Genomic DNA, 16945 nt, shown 5'->3' with positions numbered 1-16945 from the left:
GGAGCAGCCCGGTAGCTCGTCAGGCTCATAACCTGAAGGTCACAGGTTCAAATCCTGTCCCCGCAACCAAATCAAAAACGGCCCGCTTCACGCGGGCCGTTTTGCGTTTGGGGCCCGGCACGGTCGAGACCCTGTTCACGCGGCCGGCGCATGAGCGCTGAGCAGGCGTTCCAATTCAACGGTAGAGTCGCGCAGACAGAATCGACAATTTAACCCGCAGCTCATCCCGCAACAATTGCGGTTTGGGCAAGCCCGCCCGTCCGCCGTCCGTCGGCGGTCTCAGAGCTGCGGACCCTTAGTCGAAACCTGCCGCGGTGCTGCCATAAGGGCGTCGCTCAATTCACACGGTTTTCCGACCCCGCCATCAGCGGTATCTCAAGCCCTCGCCGCAATCCCGTCGCAACGACCGACACCCTGAATTTTCCTGCGAGCGCCTTGTCGAAAATGGCGCCGACGATGATATCGGCGTCGGCGTCGACCTCCTCGCGTATGCGGGTGGCAGCTTCGTCGACCTCGAACAGCGTCATATCAGTGCCGCCTGATATCGAGACAAGGACGCCCTTGGCGCCCATCATGGACGCTTCGTCGAGAAGCGGGTTTGCGATTGCCGCCTCGGCCGCCTTCCTGGCGCGGTCCTCCCCGGTGGCTTCGCCGGTGCCCATCATCGCGCGACCCATATCGCGCATCACCGACTTCACATCGGCGAAGTCGAGATTGATCAGCCCTTCCTTGACGATGAGATCGGTGATGCAGCCGACGCCCGCGTAGAGGACACGGTCCGCCATGGCGAACGCGTCCGCGAACGTCGTCTTGGCATCGGCGATTCTAAAGAGATTCTGGTTCGGGATGACGATGACGGTATCGGCGCTCTCGCGGAGCCGCTCGATGCCTTCATTGGCGGCATGCATTCGACGGTTCCCTTCGAAGACGAACGGCTTGGTGACGACGGCCACCGTCAGTATTCCCGCGTTGCGCGCGGCCTGCGCTATGACCGGTGCCGCGCCGGTTCCAGTTCCGCCTCCCATGCCTGCGGTCACGAAACACATATGCGTTCCCGCGAGATGGTCCATGATTTCGTCGATCGATTCCACGGCAGCGGCATGGCCAACTTCGGGCAGCGATCCTGCACCCAGGCCCTCCGTGACGTGAGCTCCCAATTGGATCAGCCGCGTTGCCTTCGACATGGTGAGCGCCTGGGCATCGGTGTTGGCAACGATAAATTCAGTGCCCTGCAAGCCTTCGGCGATCATGTTGTTGATGGCATTGCCGCCACCGCCGCCAACTCCGATGACGGATATTTTGGGCCTCATCTCGGAGATTACCGGCCTCGTTGCAGTGTTCATTTGCCGTCTCTCCCGTTGAATGCGCAAGCGCAGCGGTCGGTGGAAGGCTTGTTCCCGGCGCACTGCAAAGACCTTGGACAGTGAGCGAATCAGGACAGCCCAGCGTGCCTAAGGGAATCAGACGGTTGACTCGGCTGCAAGTGCACTATGCAAACTCGCGCATGTTACGCGCCATTGGTTCGCCGTCAGTGCTTCGAAAGTTGTCTGATGTCAGCGTCTCTGGGTAAAAGCCGAGAGACTTCATGGGTCTATTTTACGCCGATGCCGGCCGTCAGGCCGCCATCGATCTTGTAGTCCGCACCAGTGCAGAACCCGGCTTTCGACGAACACAGAAAGGCGATGAGTTCCGCCACTTCCTCCGGCTCGCCGATGCGTCCGATGGGGTGGGCTTCGCCGAAGCGCCTGTAGGCGGCCTCGACATCGGCATCGGTGCCATTCTCGCCGCGGGCCGCCTTCTCCAGGATTGGGGAGCGGATCGAGCCGGGGCTGACGGAATTGACGCGAATGCCGGAGCGTGCGTAGTCGAGCGCCAGAGAGCGCGTCAGTGTGTGGATGGCACCCTTGGTTGTGGCATAGGCGGCGACGTTCTGCTGGCAGGCAAAGCCCTGCACCGAAGCCACGTTGACAATGGCGCCGCCGCCCCGCTTGATCATTTCCGGGATGCCGAAATGCGCGGTCAGGTAGATCGAGCCGACATTGACTGACATCGCCTGGTTCCAGGTGTCGAAATCGGTGCTGGTAGCGGTTCCATATGGATGGACCGCCGCGGAATTGACGATGATATCGAGGCCGCCGAACCGCTCGACACCGGCCGCGACCGCGTCGCGAACCTGATCCGGCACCGATACGTCGACGGCCATGACCAGCGCCTCGGCGCCGGAGCTGTCCAGTTCCGCTGACATCGCCGCGTTGGCCGCGCGGTCGATGCCGCAAGCGATAATCACAGCACCCCCTGCCGCGAGACGTCTGGCAGTTGCCAGGCCGATCCCGGTCGTCCCCGTCACCAGAGCGATCTTGCCGTCGAAATCCTTCATTGCGGAAAACTCCTTCATTGGTCGTCGGAAGCCGGCTTTAGTTTGACTTCCATTGTGGCCCAACAATACCTTTCTGCTCTGTTTTTATCGCAAAGGGAAAGTCTCAATGGAACAGTGCTGGCGCTGGTATGGACCGGACGATCCGGTGACGCTCGATCATGTTAAGCAGGCAGGTGCGACAGGCGTGGTGACGGCCCTGCACGACATATATGACGGGCGTGCCTGGCCGCTCGACAGCATTTTGGAGCGCAAGCGGATCATCGAGGCGGCAGGGCTGACCTGGTCGGTCGTCGAGAGCATTCCCGTTCACAACTCGATCAAGATCGGCTCGGCGGAACGGCTTCGCTATGTCGGCTTCTACAAGGACACGATCCGTGCGCTCGCCAAGGCCGGCATTTCGACGATCTGCTACAATTTCATGCCCGTGGTCGACTGGACCCGCACGGATCTGGCCTATCGGCTTCCGACAACGGGTTATGCGCTGCGTTTCGATGCGATCGATTTCGCCGCCTATGACCTGTTTGTGCTGAAGCGCAGGAATGCCGAGGCCGGCTCCAGCGCCGCCCGTATCGCCGAGGCGGAATCGCGACTGAAGGAACTGAGCGACGAGCAGATCGACAGGGTAGAGCGCAATCTCATTGCCGGCCTGCCGGCGACCGAGCGCAGCTATAATCGCGAAAGCTTTCGCGAGGCATTGGCGGAATATGACTCGATCGGGCCGAAGGAGTTGCGCGACAATCTTGCCTGGTTTTTGCCCGAGATCATTCCGGTGGCCGAGCAGGAGGGAGTGCGCATGTGCATCCATCCCGACGACCCGCCGTTCTCGCTCTATGGCTTGCCACGGATCGTTTCGACCGCCGAGGACGCGCGTTTCATCCTTAACGCCGTCGACAGCCCGGCCAATGGGCTGACGTTCTGCACCGGCTCCTATGGCACGCGCGCCGACAACGACATTGTCGGCATGGTCAAGGAATTCGCCGACCGGATCCATTTCGTCCATCTGCGCAATGTAACCATCGAGGATGACGGCTCCTTCTACGAGGCCGAGCATCTGGAGGGCGGCACCGACATGGCGCATGTCATCCTCGCTTTGATGCAGGAAGAGACGCGCCGTCGCAGGGAAGGTCGCGCCGACTGGCGGATTCCGATGCGTCCCGATCATGGCCATTTGCTCGCCGACGATATCGGCAAGACCAAGATCAATCCCGGCTACTCATTGATCGGCCGCCTGAAGGGCCTCGCCGAGCTGCGTGGCATCATGCGCGCCGTGGAGCGTTTTGGGCTGGCCTGAGATCGCCAAACAGGAAGCCCAAACGTAGTTTTCCTATGTGAAAATATCTTGCGCAGGTAAAAATACCTGCTAGTAATCTCGGATCGGGCTAGCGCCCGGTTCGGGAGGAATTTTTCAGGAATGACAAGGCTGCGCGGTCTGGCGTGGGATCATCGACGCTGCTGGGGTCCGCTCGACGCCAGCATCGAGACGTACTGCTCCGACAATCCCGGTCTGGAAATCGAATGGGACCGCCGCAGCCTCTACGAGTTCGGCGAGGGCGTGCTTGGTCCGGTGCTAGGCACCTACGATCTGATCGTATTCGATCATCCCTTTATCGGCGACATCGCCGACGGCGAGTTGATGGTGCCGTTCGACGGCTATTTGTCGGTGGAGCAGCGCCGCTTCTTCGAGCACGACTCGGTCGGCGCGTCCTGGCGATCCTATGCACGGAACGGCCGCCAGTGGGCACTGCCGATCGATGCCGCCTGCCAGGTCGCCTCCTATCGCCCGGATCTCCTGGAGCGCTACGCAGCGGTGCCCACTACTCATGAAGAGGTGCTGGAGCTTGGCCGTCGCGTGCGCAAGGACGGCAAGTGGCTTGGCCTGCCGTTCGTGCCGACGGACGCCATGTGCCTGCTCTTGACGCTCGGCCATCCGCAGGAGAACGGCGAGGAGTTCATTGCAAGGGACAAGGTCGAGCAGGCTGTCGCGCAGTTGCGCCAGCTTGCCGAGCTGTCGCATCCGAGTTCGTCGAAATGGAATCCGATCCGCTGCTATGACCACATGATCGCGCATGACGATGTGGTCTATGTGCCGTTCGCCTTCGGCTATGTGAACTATGCCTCGAACGCCGACAGGCCGTATCTGCGTTTCGCCGACGTGCCGACCCCGCGATCCGCTGGCGCCTTGCTCGGTGGTGCCGGCATCGGGGTCAGCGCCCAATCGAAACACAGGCAGGCCGCCATCGACTACGCGCTTTTCCTATGCTCGCCCGGCTACCAGCGCGGCGACTACGTGAAGTCAGGCGGACAGCCGGAATCGCTGGCGGCGTGGAAGGACGCCGAAGTCAACGATCTTTCCGGCAATTTCTTCAGCTCGACGCTTGCGACGATCGAAGCGTCCTACCTGCGCCCGACACATCCGGGCTTCATCACCTTTTTCCGCGAATGCGCTCCGCATGCGGCCGCTGCCATCGCCGGCGGCATGCCCGCGACCGAACTCGCGGATCGGCTGAACCGCCTCTACCGCGAGACCAGACGAGGCCAACCGGAACGGAGCGTCGCATAATGGCCGCCGACATAGCCCAGATCGTCGAAGAAGGCGAAAGCGGCCGCAACGGCTATCGCGTGCCGGCGGTGGAAAAGGCGCTCGACGCTCTCGAGTTCATGGCGTCCAGTGCCGAGCCGCTGACCCAGACCGAGATCGCCGCCGGCCTGGGGCGCTCCATCCATGAGATATACCGCATCCTGCTTCTGCTGGAGAAGCGCGGCTACATCTTCCGGACGCAATCCGACCGCTTCCGCCTTTCGCTAAAACTGTTCGAGCTGGCGCATATGCATCCGCCGGTAAACCGGTTGGTCGAATGCGCGCTGCCGGTGATGCGCGAGCTCTCGGCCAATACCGATCAAAGCTGCCATCTGGTTGTTCGCGAAGGCGAGAGCGCGCTGGTGGTGTTGCAGATCGATTCGCCTTTGCCGATGCGCTACTCGGTTGCGCTCGGCTCGCATTTCCCGATCCTAGAAACGAGCTCCGGCGCAGTGCTGCTCGCACATTCGAACCAGGCCGAGCGCGACCGCATCGTCGAGCGGATTGTGGCCGCCGGCGAGGGGCAGGGCACGCGGGCGGAAATCGAAGCGCGGCTGAACGAGGTCGCAAGGCTCGGCTATGAGATGCGCCCCTCGCTGGCCGTCGAGGCCTGCACCAACGTCTCAATGCCGGTGCGCGATCACACCGGCGCGGTCATTGCCGCGCTCACCGTCCCGTTCCTGCCACAGAAAGCCGCGCGCTTCGATCGCGAAACCGTCTTCGAACGGGCGAAAGCGGCAGCCGAGACGATATCGGCGGCGCTGGGCGCAGGTGAAATCATCGCTTCGTCACGTGCCGACCCGGAACGGCGGGACTATCCGTTCAGCAACTAAAAAGATGATAAATAGGGAGAAGAAGATGAATTGGTCCAAATCAATCCTGTTTGCCTCGGCGGCCGCGCTGGCCCTGAGCGCCGCTGCCGCGCAGGCCGAAAACATGCCGAAGCGCATCGGCTACGTCACCAACTACGCCACCCATGAGTGGTATCAGAATGTCATCAAGGGCATGCAGTCTCGCGCCAAGGAACTCGGCATCGAGCTCGAGGTGCAGGACGCCAATCTCGACATCGCCAAGCAGGTTTCTGCCGCGGAAGACTTCATGGCCAAGGGCGTCGACGTGCTGATTGTCACGCCTGTCAACGAAGAGGGCGTCGTGCCGCTGCTGCGCCAGGCGAAATCCAATGACGTCCCCGTCGTTCTGGAAGGCAATCCGGTCAAGGGCATGACGACCATGGTCGCGATCTGCGACTATGATACCGGCTACACGGCTGGCGTCGAAGCAGGCAAATACGCCAAGGAAAAGCTCGGCGGCAAAGCCCAGGTGATGAATGTCGGCCTGCCGCTCCTGTCTGCCACCGTCCTGCGTTCGCAAGGTTTCATGGACGGCCTGAAGACCATCATCCCTGACGCGGTCATGGTCCACGATCTCGACGGCGGCGGCAATCCTGACCGCGCGCTCGAAGTGTCTTCGGCGGCGCTTGCCAAGAACGCCGACATCAACATCATCTATGGCATCAACGATTCCTCGTCGCTGGGCGGCCTGCAGGCCTGGAAAGCGGCCGGCAAGTCGCAGGATAATTTGTTAACGGTCGGCACGGGTGGCGAAGGCCTTGCCTTCATCAATGCGATACAGAACGAGCCGTCCTACCGCATCGAAGCCGCGATGTTCCCGGAAAAGGAAGGCTACACCGCCATCGATGCCGCAGTGAAGCTGTTCAACGGCGAAGAGGTGCCCGAGCACATCGTCAGCCCGACCGCGCCGATGAACGGCGACGATTGGAAGAAGTACTACGATTACGACGGCACTGTCCGGACGATCAAATGGGATGCCGTCAACGCGCTTCAGCCGCCGGAAAAGTGCATGAAAACCTCCGCCGACCTGAAGAAGTAGGATCCCAAAATCGCCCTTCCCGCTCGGCGGGAAGGGCAACTGATCGGATGCCGACGGCAAAACAGGTCAACCGCCCGGTTTAGGCAGGTTTCCAAATAGCGACGGCACCCGATGCCGCCCCGGAAATGAAATGGAAATGAGCGAGCTTACGCAATCTTCCGCGCCAAGGCGTTTCATCGGCGGCCAGCTGCTGGGCAGCAGCCAGCTCGTGCTGGGGATTATCCTGGCCGTGCTTTGCATCGCCATCTCGATCGCAGCGCCACAGTTCTATTCCGAGGCCAATATCATCGCCATCCTGCGCCAATGCGCGCTGGTGCTGATCGTCGCCTCGGGCATGACCATGCTGATCATCACCGCTGAGGTCGATCTCTCGGTCGGAGCGTCGCTCGCCTTTGTCGGCTGTATCGGCATGGCCGTGCTCAACTCGACGCACAGCCTCGTGCTCGGCATGCTGGCGGCGCTCGCCTTTGCCGGCGGGGGCGGCCTGTTCAACGGGCTGGTCGTCACCAGGCTCAAGGTGAATTCGCTGATTGCCACCATCGGCACGATGATGATGCTGCAGGGCGGCGTCTATCTATTCACCCGTGAGGCCGTGCAGAACCATCACCGGCTGGTCAGCTTCACTGATCTCGGTGCCGGCTACATCGGCGCGATCCCGCTGCCCGTCGTCATTGCGGTGGCCATCTTCGCCATCGCAGCCGTGACGCTGCGCTTCACCACGCTTGGCCGTTACCTCTATGCGGTCGGTGCCAATGAGCGTGCGGTTCGTCTTTCCGGTGTGCGCTCGGAGCGTCTGAAACTGTTCGCCTTCGTCGTCACCGGCCTGTGCGTCGGGGTTGCCGGCATGATCCTGGCGTCGCTGATGAATGCGGGTCAGCCGACCGCCGGACGCGGCTTCGAGCTGACGGTGATCGCCGCTGTCATCCTTGGTGGCACCAGCCTGCTTGGCGGGCGCGGCTCGCTGTTCGGCACGTTGCTCGGCGTTCTGGTGCTGAAGGTCATCGACAACGGTATCATCATCCTGGGCTGGAACCAGGACCTGCAGATGGTGGTGCCCGGCGTGGTCATCATTCTGGCAACCTATCTCGACATCATCCGGAACAGAGCCAATGTCCGTTGATTTCCTTCACCCCGGCGAAGGCGCGGCCGTCGACACAAGCGTGCCGGCGCTTGAGATGCGCGGCATCGACAAGCGCTTTCCGGGCGTGGTGGCGCTGGACAATGTCGACCTCACCCTGGAGCCCGGCAAGATCCACGCCTTGATGGGCGAGAACGGCGCCGGCAAGTCGACGCTCATCAAGATCATGGCCGGGGTCTACGGCAAGGATGCCGGCACCATCCGCATGCGCGGACGCGAGCTCGACATCAAGTCGCCGCGCGACAGCCTGAAAGAGGGCATTAAGGTCGTGTTCCAGGAGATCGCGCTGATCTACGAATTCACCGTGGCCGAGAACATCTTCCTCGAGGGCTATCCGACCGGCAAGGGCGGCTCGATCGACTGGAGGAAAATCCGCGCCGATTCCGCCGCGCTGTTCAACCGCATCGGCTTCAATGTCGATCCGGCGGCGCGGACGGGATCGCTGCCGGTCAGCCAGCAGCAAATGGTCGAGATCGCGCGCGCTCTCGCCCACGAAGCCCGCGTCGTGGTCATGGACGAGCCGACGTCCTCGCTGACGCCAAACGAGATTTCGCTGCTGTTCACCGTCATCCGCCGGCTGGCCGCGCTCGGCATTGCGGTGCTCTATGTCAGCCACAAGCTCGACGAGGTTTTCGAGATCGCCGACACGGTCACTGTTCTGCGCGACGGTCGGCATGTCTCGACCCGACCGATCGGCGATCACACCAATGATACGCTGATCCAGGACATGATCGGCCGTCGCATCGAAAGCCTGTTTCCGCGCAAGCGCGGCGCACCGGGCAGCAAGGTCGCCTTATCCGTGCAAGGGCTCAGCACGGCGAAGAAGCTGAAGGACGTATCGTTCGAAGCGCATGCCGGCGAAGTCCTCGGCTTCTTCGGCTTGATGGGGGCCGGCCGAACCGAACTTGCCAAGGCGGTCGTCGGCTTCGATCCGATCACCTCCGGCACGATTTCCGTCGACGGTCACCGCCTGCTGCCGCACGACACGCATACGGGTGTCCGGCTCGGCATCGGCCTGCTTACCGAAGACCGCAAGAGCGAAGGGCTGATGGGCGAATTGCCGGTTTACCAGAATGCCAGCCTCGCCTCGCTCGGCGCCTTCGCCCGTATGGGCTTCATCGACAAGGCCGGGGAACGCAAGGCGGTGCAGGATTATGTCGACCGCTTCCGCATCAAGACGCCCAGCCTGTTCCAGGAGATCAAGAACCTGTCCGGCGGCAATCAGCAGAAGGTGCTGATCTCGCGCTGGCTGATGCGGGGCCTGAACGTGATCGTCGTCGACGAGCCGACCCGCGGCATCGATGTCGGCGCCAAGTCGGAGATCTTCGCGCTCATCGACCGGCTCGCCGGCGAGGGCCTGGCGGTCGTCATGATGACATCGGAGATGCCCGAGTTGCTGGGCCTTTCCGACCGTGTCGCGGTGATGTGCGAGGGCCGGCTCACCGCGATCATGTCCCGCGACGACGCCACGCAGGAGAAAATCCTCAATGCAGCGATCGGATAAGACGATGACGCTTCGCGGCAGCATTCCCTGTCATTCGGCCGACGCCTTCGAAGGGAGCAAGCGATGAGCCTGGCAAGCACCGATACGATGAAAGCCGGGCCGTCCATGCTGGCGCGGCTCTTCGCGCGGCAGGAACTGGCGCTGCTCCTCTGCCTCATCCTGGTGATCGCATTCTTTTCCTTCACCGCCGAGAATTTCTTCTCCGTGCGCAACATGACCAACGTGCTCGGACAGGCGTCCCTGGCGCTGACCGCCGGCATCGGCTGCGCCATCGTCTTCATGTCAGGCGAGGTCGACATTTCGATCGGATCGCTGCTGGCGACCATCGCCCTGCCGCTGATCATCATCATGAACGATACGAACTCGCTTGCGCTCGGCGTTGGCGGCGCGCTGCTGTTCGGGCTGATCATCGGTGTGGTGAACGGCTATCTCACGGCCTATGCCGGCATCAACTCGCTGATCGTGACCTTGGGCACGATGTTCATCATGCGCGGCGGCGTCTATCTCTATACCGGCCAGCGCGCGATCCCCGACGATGCCGCCCTCGACAGCTTCATAGCGCTGTCGGATGGCCGCCTGTTCAATGTCGTTCCCTATTCGGCGGTGATTGCGATCGTCCTGCTCGCCGCCTTCGCCTACATGATGCAGCACCGGCCGTTCGGACGACAGATCTATGCCGTCGGCGGAAATCCGGAAGTGGCACGGCTCGCCGGCTTTGATGTGCGCCGGGTCAAGTTCATCTGTTTCATAATCAGCGCGCTGCTGGCGACGGTTGCCGGGATCATCCTGGCGGCCCGCGTCGGCTCAGCGCAGCATACGGCCGGGCTGAATTTCGAGTTCCAAGTCGTTGCCGCCACCGTGCTCGGCGGGGTGAGCCTTGCCGGCGGCATCGGCAGCCTGACAGGCATGGCGCTCGGCGTGCTGATCCTGCAGTTCCTGTCCAACGGGCTGCGCGGGCTCGGCCTGCCGACCGAGTGGCAGCTGGTCATCACCGGCATGATCATCATCGCCGCTGTCGCTTTCGACGAAGCGAAGCGCCGGCGCATCATTGGAGGCTGACATGGATCGTCTCAAAGGAAAAACCGCAGTCATTACCGGCGCCGCCGACGGCATCGGCCATGCGATCGCGGCGGCGATGGCAAGGGAAGGCGCGCATGTCTTCCTAAGCGACATCGCCGATGAGAGCGGGGGACATTTCGCGGCGGAACTGCGCGCGGCCGGCCAAGATGCCGACTACGTGCATTGCGATGTGTCGAAGGAGGCCGACATCGCCAACGTCATTGCCACGGCCGTCGGCAAGACCGGCCATCTCGACGTCATGGTCAACAACGCTGCCATCGCCATCGGCGGCATGCCGGTCCACGAGATGACCGAAGAGCAATGGCACCGGCTGATCGCGGTCAATTTGACCAGCGTCTTTCGCGGCTGCAAATACGCGTTGCCGCACATGATCGCGCAGAAATCGGGCTCGATCATCAACATGGCCTCAGCGCAGGGGCATATCGGGCTCGACGGCTGGACCGCCTATGCCGGCGCCAAGGGCGCGGTGATGGCGATGACGCGCCAGATGGCGGTCGAGTTCGGTCCGCTCAACATTCGCTTCAACTCGATCTCGCCAGGCACCATCAACACGCCGATGAACGACAAGCTGATCAAGGAGATCGGCGGCAATCTCGCCAAGGCGTGGGTGAAGATGCATCCGCTCGGCCGCATCGGCGAGCCTTCTGAAGTGGCGGAAGCCGCCGTCTATCTGGCTTCGGATGCCGCCGGCTTCACCACCGGCACCGACCTGCGCGTCGACGGCGGGCTCACCGCCGCGCCACGCTACGTTCCCGACCTGCTTTGACAACGAAACGAGACATGAAATGAACAAGGCTCTCGAAGGCGTCCGCATCCTCGATTTCAGCCATCTGCTGCAGGGGCCGTTCGCCACGCAGCTGCTTGGTGACATGGGCGCCGATGTCATCAAGATCGAGCGCGCCGGCGCTGGCGACATGTTTCGTAGCATGACCTTCTTCGCCAAATGGGTCGGCGGCTCCGAGAGCCCGAACTTTCTCGCCTGGAATCGCAACAAGCGCTCGATCGCGCTCAATTTGAAGAGCCGCAAGGTGCACGCCATTGTCATGGACATGGCGAAGAAGGCCGACGTGGTGGTGCAGAATTTTCGCCCCGGCGTGCTGGCCAAGCTCGGCTACGGCTACGAGGACTTTAAGGCAATCAATCCCGGCATCATCTATTGCTCGGGCTCCGGCTATGGCGAGGAAGGCCCCTATGTCGAGCGTCCCGGCCAGGACATGCTGATCCAGGGGCTGTCCGGACTGATCTCCAACACCGGCCGCGGCGATCAGGCTCCTGTTCCGGCGGGAGCTGGTCTCGCCGACCAGATCGGCGCGATGAACATGGTCTACGGCATATTGTCGGCGCTCTACTATCGCGAGAAAACCGGCAAGGGCCAGAAGATCGAGGTCAATCTGCTGGCCGGCCTGCTTGCACATCTCAACCAGGAATATGTCGCGGTGCTCAATCTCGGCGAGGATTTCGTGCGCCCGAATTCCGGTATCGGCCATCCCGGCATGCAGGCGCCGTTCGGCATCTACGAGACGAAGGATGGCGGCTATTTGTCGATCGCCATGAGCCCGTTCAAGACGCTGTATGAGGTGCTGGAGGCGCCGCAGCTTGCCGTCTACGACGATCTGAAGACCCTGTTCGACAAGCGCGACGAGGTGTTCGAGAAGGTCAATGCCGAGACCAGGAAGTTTGCGACGCAGGATCTGCTGGCGCGGCTGCTGGCAGTCGACATCTGGTGCGCCGAGGTGAAGGATATCCGCCGCGCGGCGGAGGATCCGCAGGTCAAGCACATGGGCATGATCACCAGCTATGATCATCCGCGCGGCGGTAAGGTGAAGGTGGTCGCGCCGGCCGTCAAGATGAGCGAGACGCCGGCAACCATCGAACGGCCAGCCCCGCTGGTCGGCCAGCATGGCCGCGAGATCCTGGCCGAGTTCGGCCTGTCGAAGGACGAGATCGCCGCCCTGGAAGCGTCCGGCGACATGACCGTGGACGCTGCCTGACGATGAGCGTTTACCAGACACTCACCTTGGACATATCCGGGCGCGTCGCGGTCGTCACTTTTCGGCGCGCCGACCAGCTCAATGCCATGAACCGGATGATGCAAGGCGAGATCACCGGGGTTTTCGAGGCGCTCTCAAGCGATGCAGGTGTCGGTGCGATCGTTGTGACCGGCGAAGGACGCGGCTTCATGGCTGGCGCCGACATCAAGGAATACGCCGCCCAGACGGCTGCCGAGTTCGACGCCTTCCAGGCCGCCGGCACTCGCATGTATGCGGCGATCGAGAATAACCGCAAGCCGGTGATCGCCGCGGTCAATGGCTTCGCGCTGGGCGGCGGCATGGAGCTGGTGCTGTGCTGCGACATCGTGATCGCCAACCAGTTCGCGAAACTCGGCCTGCCGGAGATCAAACTCGGACTGATCCCCGGCGGCGGCGGCACACAGCGCAGCGTCCAAAAACTCGGCCGCAACCGCGCCAATCTCCTGCTGATGACCGGCGCCATCGTGCCGGCTTCCGAATTCATCGACGCTGGACTGGTCAACGAGATCGTCGACGTCGAAAGGCTGATGCCGCGGGCGCTGGAACTCGCCGAGATGATCGCCGCCGAACCGGCTGCAGCGATCGAGGGACTGAAAGCGTTGACGGCGCATGCCGTATCGGGCGACCTGGCCGATGGCCTTGCCATGGAACGCGACATCCTGGGCGGGCTTTATCGGAGCGAGATCGGCCAGCAGCGAGTGAAGGCGTTCGCCGAGAAAAGCGCGGCGCGCGCGAAGGCTGCGCAATGATATCCCTGGTCAAGCCGAACCGGCCGCGCTTCACCGATGTCGAAGGGCTGGCTGCTTTGGTTGGAAGTGGCGACGTCATCGGCGTCGGCGGCCACCATTTCGCCCGGCTGCCGATCGCCTTGCTGCGCGCCATCGCCCGCTCGGATATCAAGGATTTGCGCTACGTGTGCTGGGCCGGTGGGCTGCCGCTCGAACTGCTTCTCGAAGCGGATGCGGTAGCGGAAATCGATCTCTGCTTTTCCAGCCTGGACATTTTCGGCCTTCCGCCGCGTTTCCGCGCGGCTGCCGAGACAAATGCCGTTCCCGTCCGCGATTGGACGGCGCTGGCGATGATCCAGGCCTTGCGGGCGGCGCAGCAGAACCTGCCGTCAATGCCGTTACAGCTTCCGCAGGGCTCGGACATGCTCGCGCGTGTGCCGGGCGCGCTCGCCGCTCCCGATCCCGTTGCCGGGACCGAGACCGGGTTCATCCCGCCGCTGCGGCTCGATACGTTCGTCGTTCACGCTCAGCGGGCGGACGAGAGCGGTAATGTGCAGATCATCGGGCCAAGGGCGCTCGACTTCGCGATGGCGGGCGCGGCGCGCCAGGTGCTGGTCACGGTCGAGGAAATCGTTCCGGTCGGGACGCTGCGGCATGATGGCAGGCAGAGCATTCTCACCCGCAATCAGGTTTCGGCCATAGCGCTGGCGCCGGGCGGCGCCTATCCAGCCTCCTGCCTGCCTTTCTATGTGACCGATTATCAGAGATTGTCGGAGGCGTTCGCGACCAAGGAAACGCCTTTGGCGGACAGCTTGCGCCTGCCGTCCGAGGGCATGCCCGAGCTGCTGCAAGAAGCCGCGAAAGTTCGCCTTGAAACGGTCCTCGCAATGCCGGCGATCGCGCATGGCGAAAAGAAAGCGTCGGTCGACGAGATCATCGCAGCCCGTATCGCCGCCGAGCTCGACAACGAGAGCTTTGCCAGTGCCGGTGCGGTGTCGCCGCTGGCCAACGTCGCCTACCGGCTGGCCAAGGCGACGCACGCGCCTGATATGATCATCGCGACGATGAGTTGCGGCCATCTCGACATAGCGCCGAGCCCGATGATCCTGTCGCTGATCGAAAGTCTCGATTGTGAGACGGCGGTGGCGCATGCCGGTGGCGACGACACCTACTCGACCTACTACCAGGCTGGTGCGGTGACCCATGAGATCGTCGGCGCCGCGCAAGTCGATCGACGCGGCCGCGTCAACACGATCGCGCTACGCAAGCGCGACGGCGGCCTTATCCGCTTGCCCGGGCAGGGCGGCATGGCCGATGTCGCCAATATGCATCGCGACTATCTGCTCTACGTTCCCCGCCATTCGGTGCAGTCGCTGGTGGACGACGTCGAGATCGCCAGTTCGGCGCGCGGCTTGCTCACCCAGAATGAACGCGAGCCGATGGGCTATCGGACCGGTGAGGCGCTGGTGTTCACCGATCTTTGCGTCTTTCGGCTCGACCGATCGAGCCGGGAATTGATCGTCATCGAAACCATGCCTGATATCACGCAGCAGCAGATCCGTGATGCCACTGGTTTTCCCGTGTCATTCGATGCCGACTGCCGGCAAATTCCGCTCCCCTCAAACAACACGCTTGATGTCCTGCGAAACAGAATCGATCCCCTCGGTCTGCGCCGCCTGGAATTCGTCAGCGCCAAGGAGCGGGGCGCACTGATCGCCGAGATCCTCGCGGCCGACCACATCATGGTCGAGCGCTGTATCGCCGCGCAGACCGCAGGAGTTTGAAGCTCCCATGGCAAAGCCGTTGCTTGAAATGGCCGCCGCCCGGGTCTTCTTCGACGGTATCTTCACAACTCCGCGCGTTGCCCATCCGGAGGGCGTGGCTATCCACCGCGACGGGTCGATCTGGTGCGGCACCGAAACGGGCGATCTCTTGCGGCTTTCCGCCGATGGCGGCTCGGTCGAACGCATGGGTGGCACGGAAGGTTTTCTGCTTGGTATTGCCTTCGACAGCGTGGGAAACTGTTTTGCCTGCGATTTGAAGCATTCGGCGATCTTTCACTGGAATGCCGGGACGGGTCTTATGGAAGGCTTCGCCTCGGCCGGTATCCGCGTGCCGAACTATCCGATCGTCGACGAGACACGAGGCTGGCTCTACGTGTCGGACAGCGTTGGCGAAGACAACCGCTCCGGCATCTTCCGCTACGACCTCAAGACGGGCGACGGCGGCCCGTGGTGCCGCGAGCCCATGGCCTTTGCCAACGGCATGGCGATGGCGCCGGACCGCAGCGGGCTTTATGTGGTGGAAAGCAATGCGGCGTGCATCAGCTATGTGCCGATCCTGGCTGACGGCGCGGCAGGGGCCCGGCGTGTCGTCGTCGAAGGCGTCGACAATGTTCCGGACGGAGTGGCTTTTGCGCCCGACGGCTCGCTTTTCATTTCATGTTACGAGCCAAGCCGGATCTATCGCTGGCGTCAGGACAGAGGCCTCGAAGTGCTGATCGAGGACCCGGCGGCGACCACACTGGCGCATCCCACCAACATCGCCTTCAAGGGCGATAAACTCTACACGGCCAATTTGGGTCGCTGGCATATTACCGAGATCGACCTGGCCACAATTCCAAACTAGCGCCACGCGCGGTCGATCAGTGTCGAGTCGCCCTATGGCCGATGGCTTGACGATACAAGCTCGGCCTTGCGCCGTGACGTCTCCAGCCCGATGGCGATGAAGCGGCGCGCATGACGGGCCAGCTCCATATTGTCGGTCCATAGATTGCGCCAGATGGCGGTTTTCTTCGACAGGTTCTCGTCAACGATTTCCGACGAGAAGGATTCGAAGCTGAGATCATCGCCATAGCCGATTGCGGTCAGCGCATCGAAGATCGCGGCAAAGTCGATGTTGCCGGTGCCGAGGAAGCCGCGATGGCTCTCGCCGATATGGACATAGCCGATCTTTTTCGCGGCGTGGCGGATGGCCAGCCCGACATCGGCCTCCTCGATGTTCATGTGAAAGGTGTCGAGATGCAGGAAGATGTTATCTGAGCCGGTGTCCTCGATGAAGGCCAGCCCTTGCGCGGCGGTGTTGAGCAGATTGCTTTCGAAGCGGTTGACGATCTCGAGGTTGAGCGTGACGCCGGCGGCGTTGGCGGTCTCCGCGACCTTGGCGAGCGTTCCGGCGCTGCGGTTCCATTGGTCGCGCGTCGGCGCCTCAGTTTGCAATCCGTGGCCGGTCGAGAGGATGCCGGCGACCTTCTGGCCGCCCAGGTCCCGGGTCAGCGAAATGGTGTCATTGAGGATTTCGACGCCGCGCGCGGCAATTGTCTTGTCGGCGCTGGAAATGTCGCCATCGGCCGGCAGTCCGATGCTGATCGCCACGCCGAGATCGAGGTCGGCGATGCGCTTGGCCAGCCCGCCAATGTCGACATTGGCAGGGTCGAGATAGGAGAATTCGATCAGGTCGAAGCCGGCCTCTTTGGTGTTGGCCAGCGTCCGTTCGAGGTCGCCTTGCGCCGAGCTTGCCGACCAGACGAAAGAATGGATTCCAATGCGCGACATAATCGTCTCCGGTTGCGCGGAAGCATCGGACCCAAAAGTGGAAACCGGTTTTGGGAGAATCCGATG

The 16945-nt window shown here is 62.5% G+C and carries 15 protein-coding genes; 12 read left to right on the top strand and 3 right to left on the bottom strand.

Features of this window, described 5'->3' with window-relative positions; translation table 11 throughout:
- Positions 1-335: 335 nt before the first annotated feature.
- The gene (gene ftsZ / locus EN885_RS04810) at positions 336-1343 is read right to left on the bottom strand and encodes a cell division protein FtsZ (RefSeq protein WP_095488178.1); all 1008 of its coding nucleotides are present in this window, start codon (positions 1341-1343) and stop codon (positions 336-338) included.
- 248 nt (positions 1344-1591) lie between these two features.
- The gene (locus tag EN885_RS04805; protein WP_128244078.1) at positions 1592-2377 is read right to left on the bottom strand and encodes an SDR family oxidoreductase; all 786 of its coding nucleotides are present in this window, start codon (positions 2375-2377) and stop codon (positions 1592-1594) included.
- A 106-nt stretch (positions 2378-2483) separates the two neighbouring features.
- Between EN885_RS04805 and uxuA the strand changes: the two genes are divergently transcribed.
- The 12 genes from uxuA (at position 2484) to EN885_RS04745 (ending at position 15953) form a co-directional block, all read left to right on the top strand.
- On the top strand, positions 2484-3668 hold the full coding sequence (uxuA, locus tag EN885_RS04800; RefSeq protein WP_128244079.1) for a mannonate dehydratase: 1185 nt from the start codon (positions 2484-2486) through the stop codon (positions 3666-3668).
- Between the two features lie 120 nt (positions 3669-3788).
- Positions 3789-4937 carry an extracellular solute-binding protein gene (locus EN885_RS04795; RefSeq protein WP_095488181.1) on the top strand — a complete coding sequence of 383 codons (1149 nt, stop codon included), beginning with the start codon at positions 3789-3791 and terminating at the stop codon, positions 4935-4937.
- Positions 4937-5788 carry an IclR family transcriptional regulator gene (locus tag EN885_RS04790; RefSeq protein ID WP_095488183.1) on the top strand — a complete coding sequence of 284 codons (852 nt, stop codon included), beginning with the start codon at positions 4937-4939 and terminating at the stop codon, positions 5786-5788. The genes EN885_RS04795 and EN885_RS04790 overlap by 1 nt, the downstream gene beginning before the upstream one ends.
- Positions 5789-5813: 25 nt before the next feature.
- Positions 5814-6845, top strand: a complete 1032-nt coding sequence (locus EN885_RS04785) for a sugar ABC transporter substrate-binding protein (RefSeq protein WP_126104796.1) — start codon at positions 5814-5816, stop codon at positions 6843-6845.
- Positions 6846-6981: 136 nt separating this feature from the next.
- Complete coding sequence (locus EN885_RS04780; RefSeq protein WP_128335162.1) at positions 6982-7965, top strand: ABC transporter permease; 984 nt, start codon at positions 6982-6984, stop codon at positions 7963-7965.
- Positions 7955-9487 (top strand): sugar ABC transporter ATP-binding protein, encoded by a 1533-nt coding sequence (locus EN885_RS04775; RefSeq protein WP_128244080.1) that lies wholly within the window; start codon positions 7955-7957, stop codon positions 9485-9487. Before EN885_RS04780 ends, EN885_RS04775 begins: the two co-directional genes overlap by 11 nt.
- 63 nt (positions 9488-9550) lie before the next feature.
- Positions 9551-10546, top strand: coding sequence for an ABC transporter permease (locus EN885_RS04770; RefSeq protein ID WP_128244081.1), 996 nt, complete (start codon positions 9551-9553; stop codon positions 10544-10546).
- A gap of 1 nt (position 10547) precedes the next feature.
- Complete coding sequence (locus EN885_RS04765; RefSeq protein WP_128244082.1) at positions 10548-11333, top strand: SDR family oxidoreductase; 786 nt, start codon at positions 10548-10550, stop codon at positions 11331-11333.
- A gap of 19 nt (positions 11334-11352) precedes the next feature.
- Positions 11353-12558, top strand: coding sequence for a CaiB/BaiF CoA-transferase family protein (locus EN885_RS04760; RefSeq protein ID WP_128244083.1), 1206 nt, complete (start codon positions 11353-11355; stop codon positions 12556-12558).
- Positions 12559-12560: 2 nt separating this feature from the next.
- Positions 12561-13346 (top strand): enoyl-CoA hydratase/isomerase family protein, encoded by a 786-nt coding sequence (locus EN885_RS04755; protein ID WP_128244084.1) that lies wholly within the window; start codon positions 12561-12563, stop codon positions 13344-13346.
- Positions 13343-15109 (top strand): CoA-transferase, encoded by a 1767-nt coding sequence (locus tag EN885_RS04750; protein ID WP_245492998.1) that lies wholly within the window; start codon positions 13343-13345, stop codon positions 15107-15109. The genes EN885_RS04755 and EN885_RS04750 overlap by 4 nt, the downstream gene beginning before the upstream one ends.
- Positions 15110-15116: 7 nt before the next feature.
- On the top strand, positions 15117-15953 hold the full coding sequence (locus tag EN885_RS04745; protein WP_128244085.1) for an SMP-30/gluconolactonase/LRE family protein: 837 nt from the start codon (positions 15117-15119) through the stop codon (positions 15951-15953).
- A gap of 32 nt (positions 15954-15985) precedes the next feature.
- Here the strand turns inward: EN885_RS04745 and EN885_RS04740 are convergent, their stop codons facing one another.
- Entirely contained in the window at positions 15986-16879 is an 894-nt protein-coding gene (locus EN885_RS04740; RefSeq protein ID WP_128244086.1) for a sugar phosphate isomerase/epimerase, read from the bottom strand.
- Positions 16880-16945 lie beyond the last annotated feature (66 nt).

It is taken from the genome of Mesorhizobium sp. M6A.T.Cr.TU.014.01.1.1 (assembly GCF_004022765.1).
GTDB lineage: Bacteria > Pseudomonadota > Alphaproteobacteria > Rhizobiales > Rhizobiaceae > Mesorhizobium > Mesorhizobium mediterraneum.
Note: the sequence above shows the minus strand (reverse complement) of the source record. Positions and strands in the feature narration are given on the sequence as shown.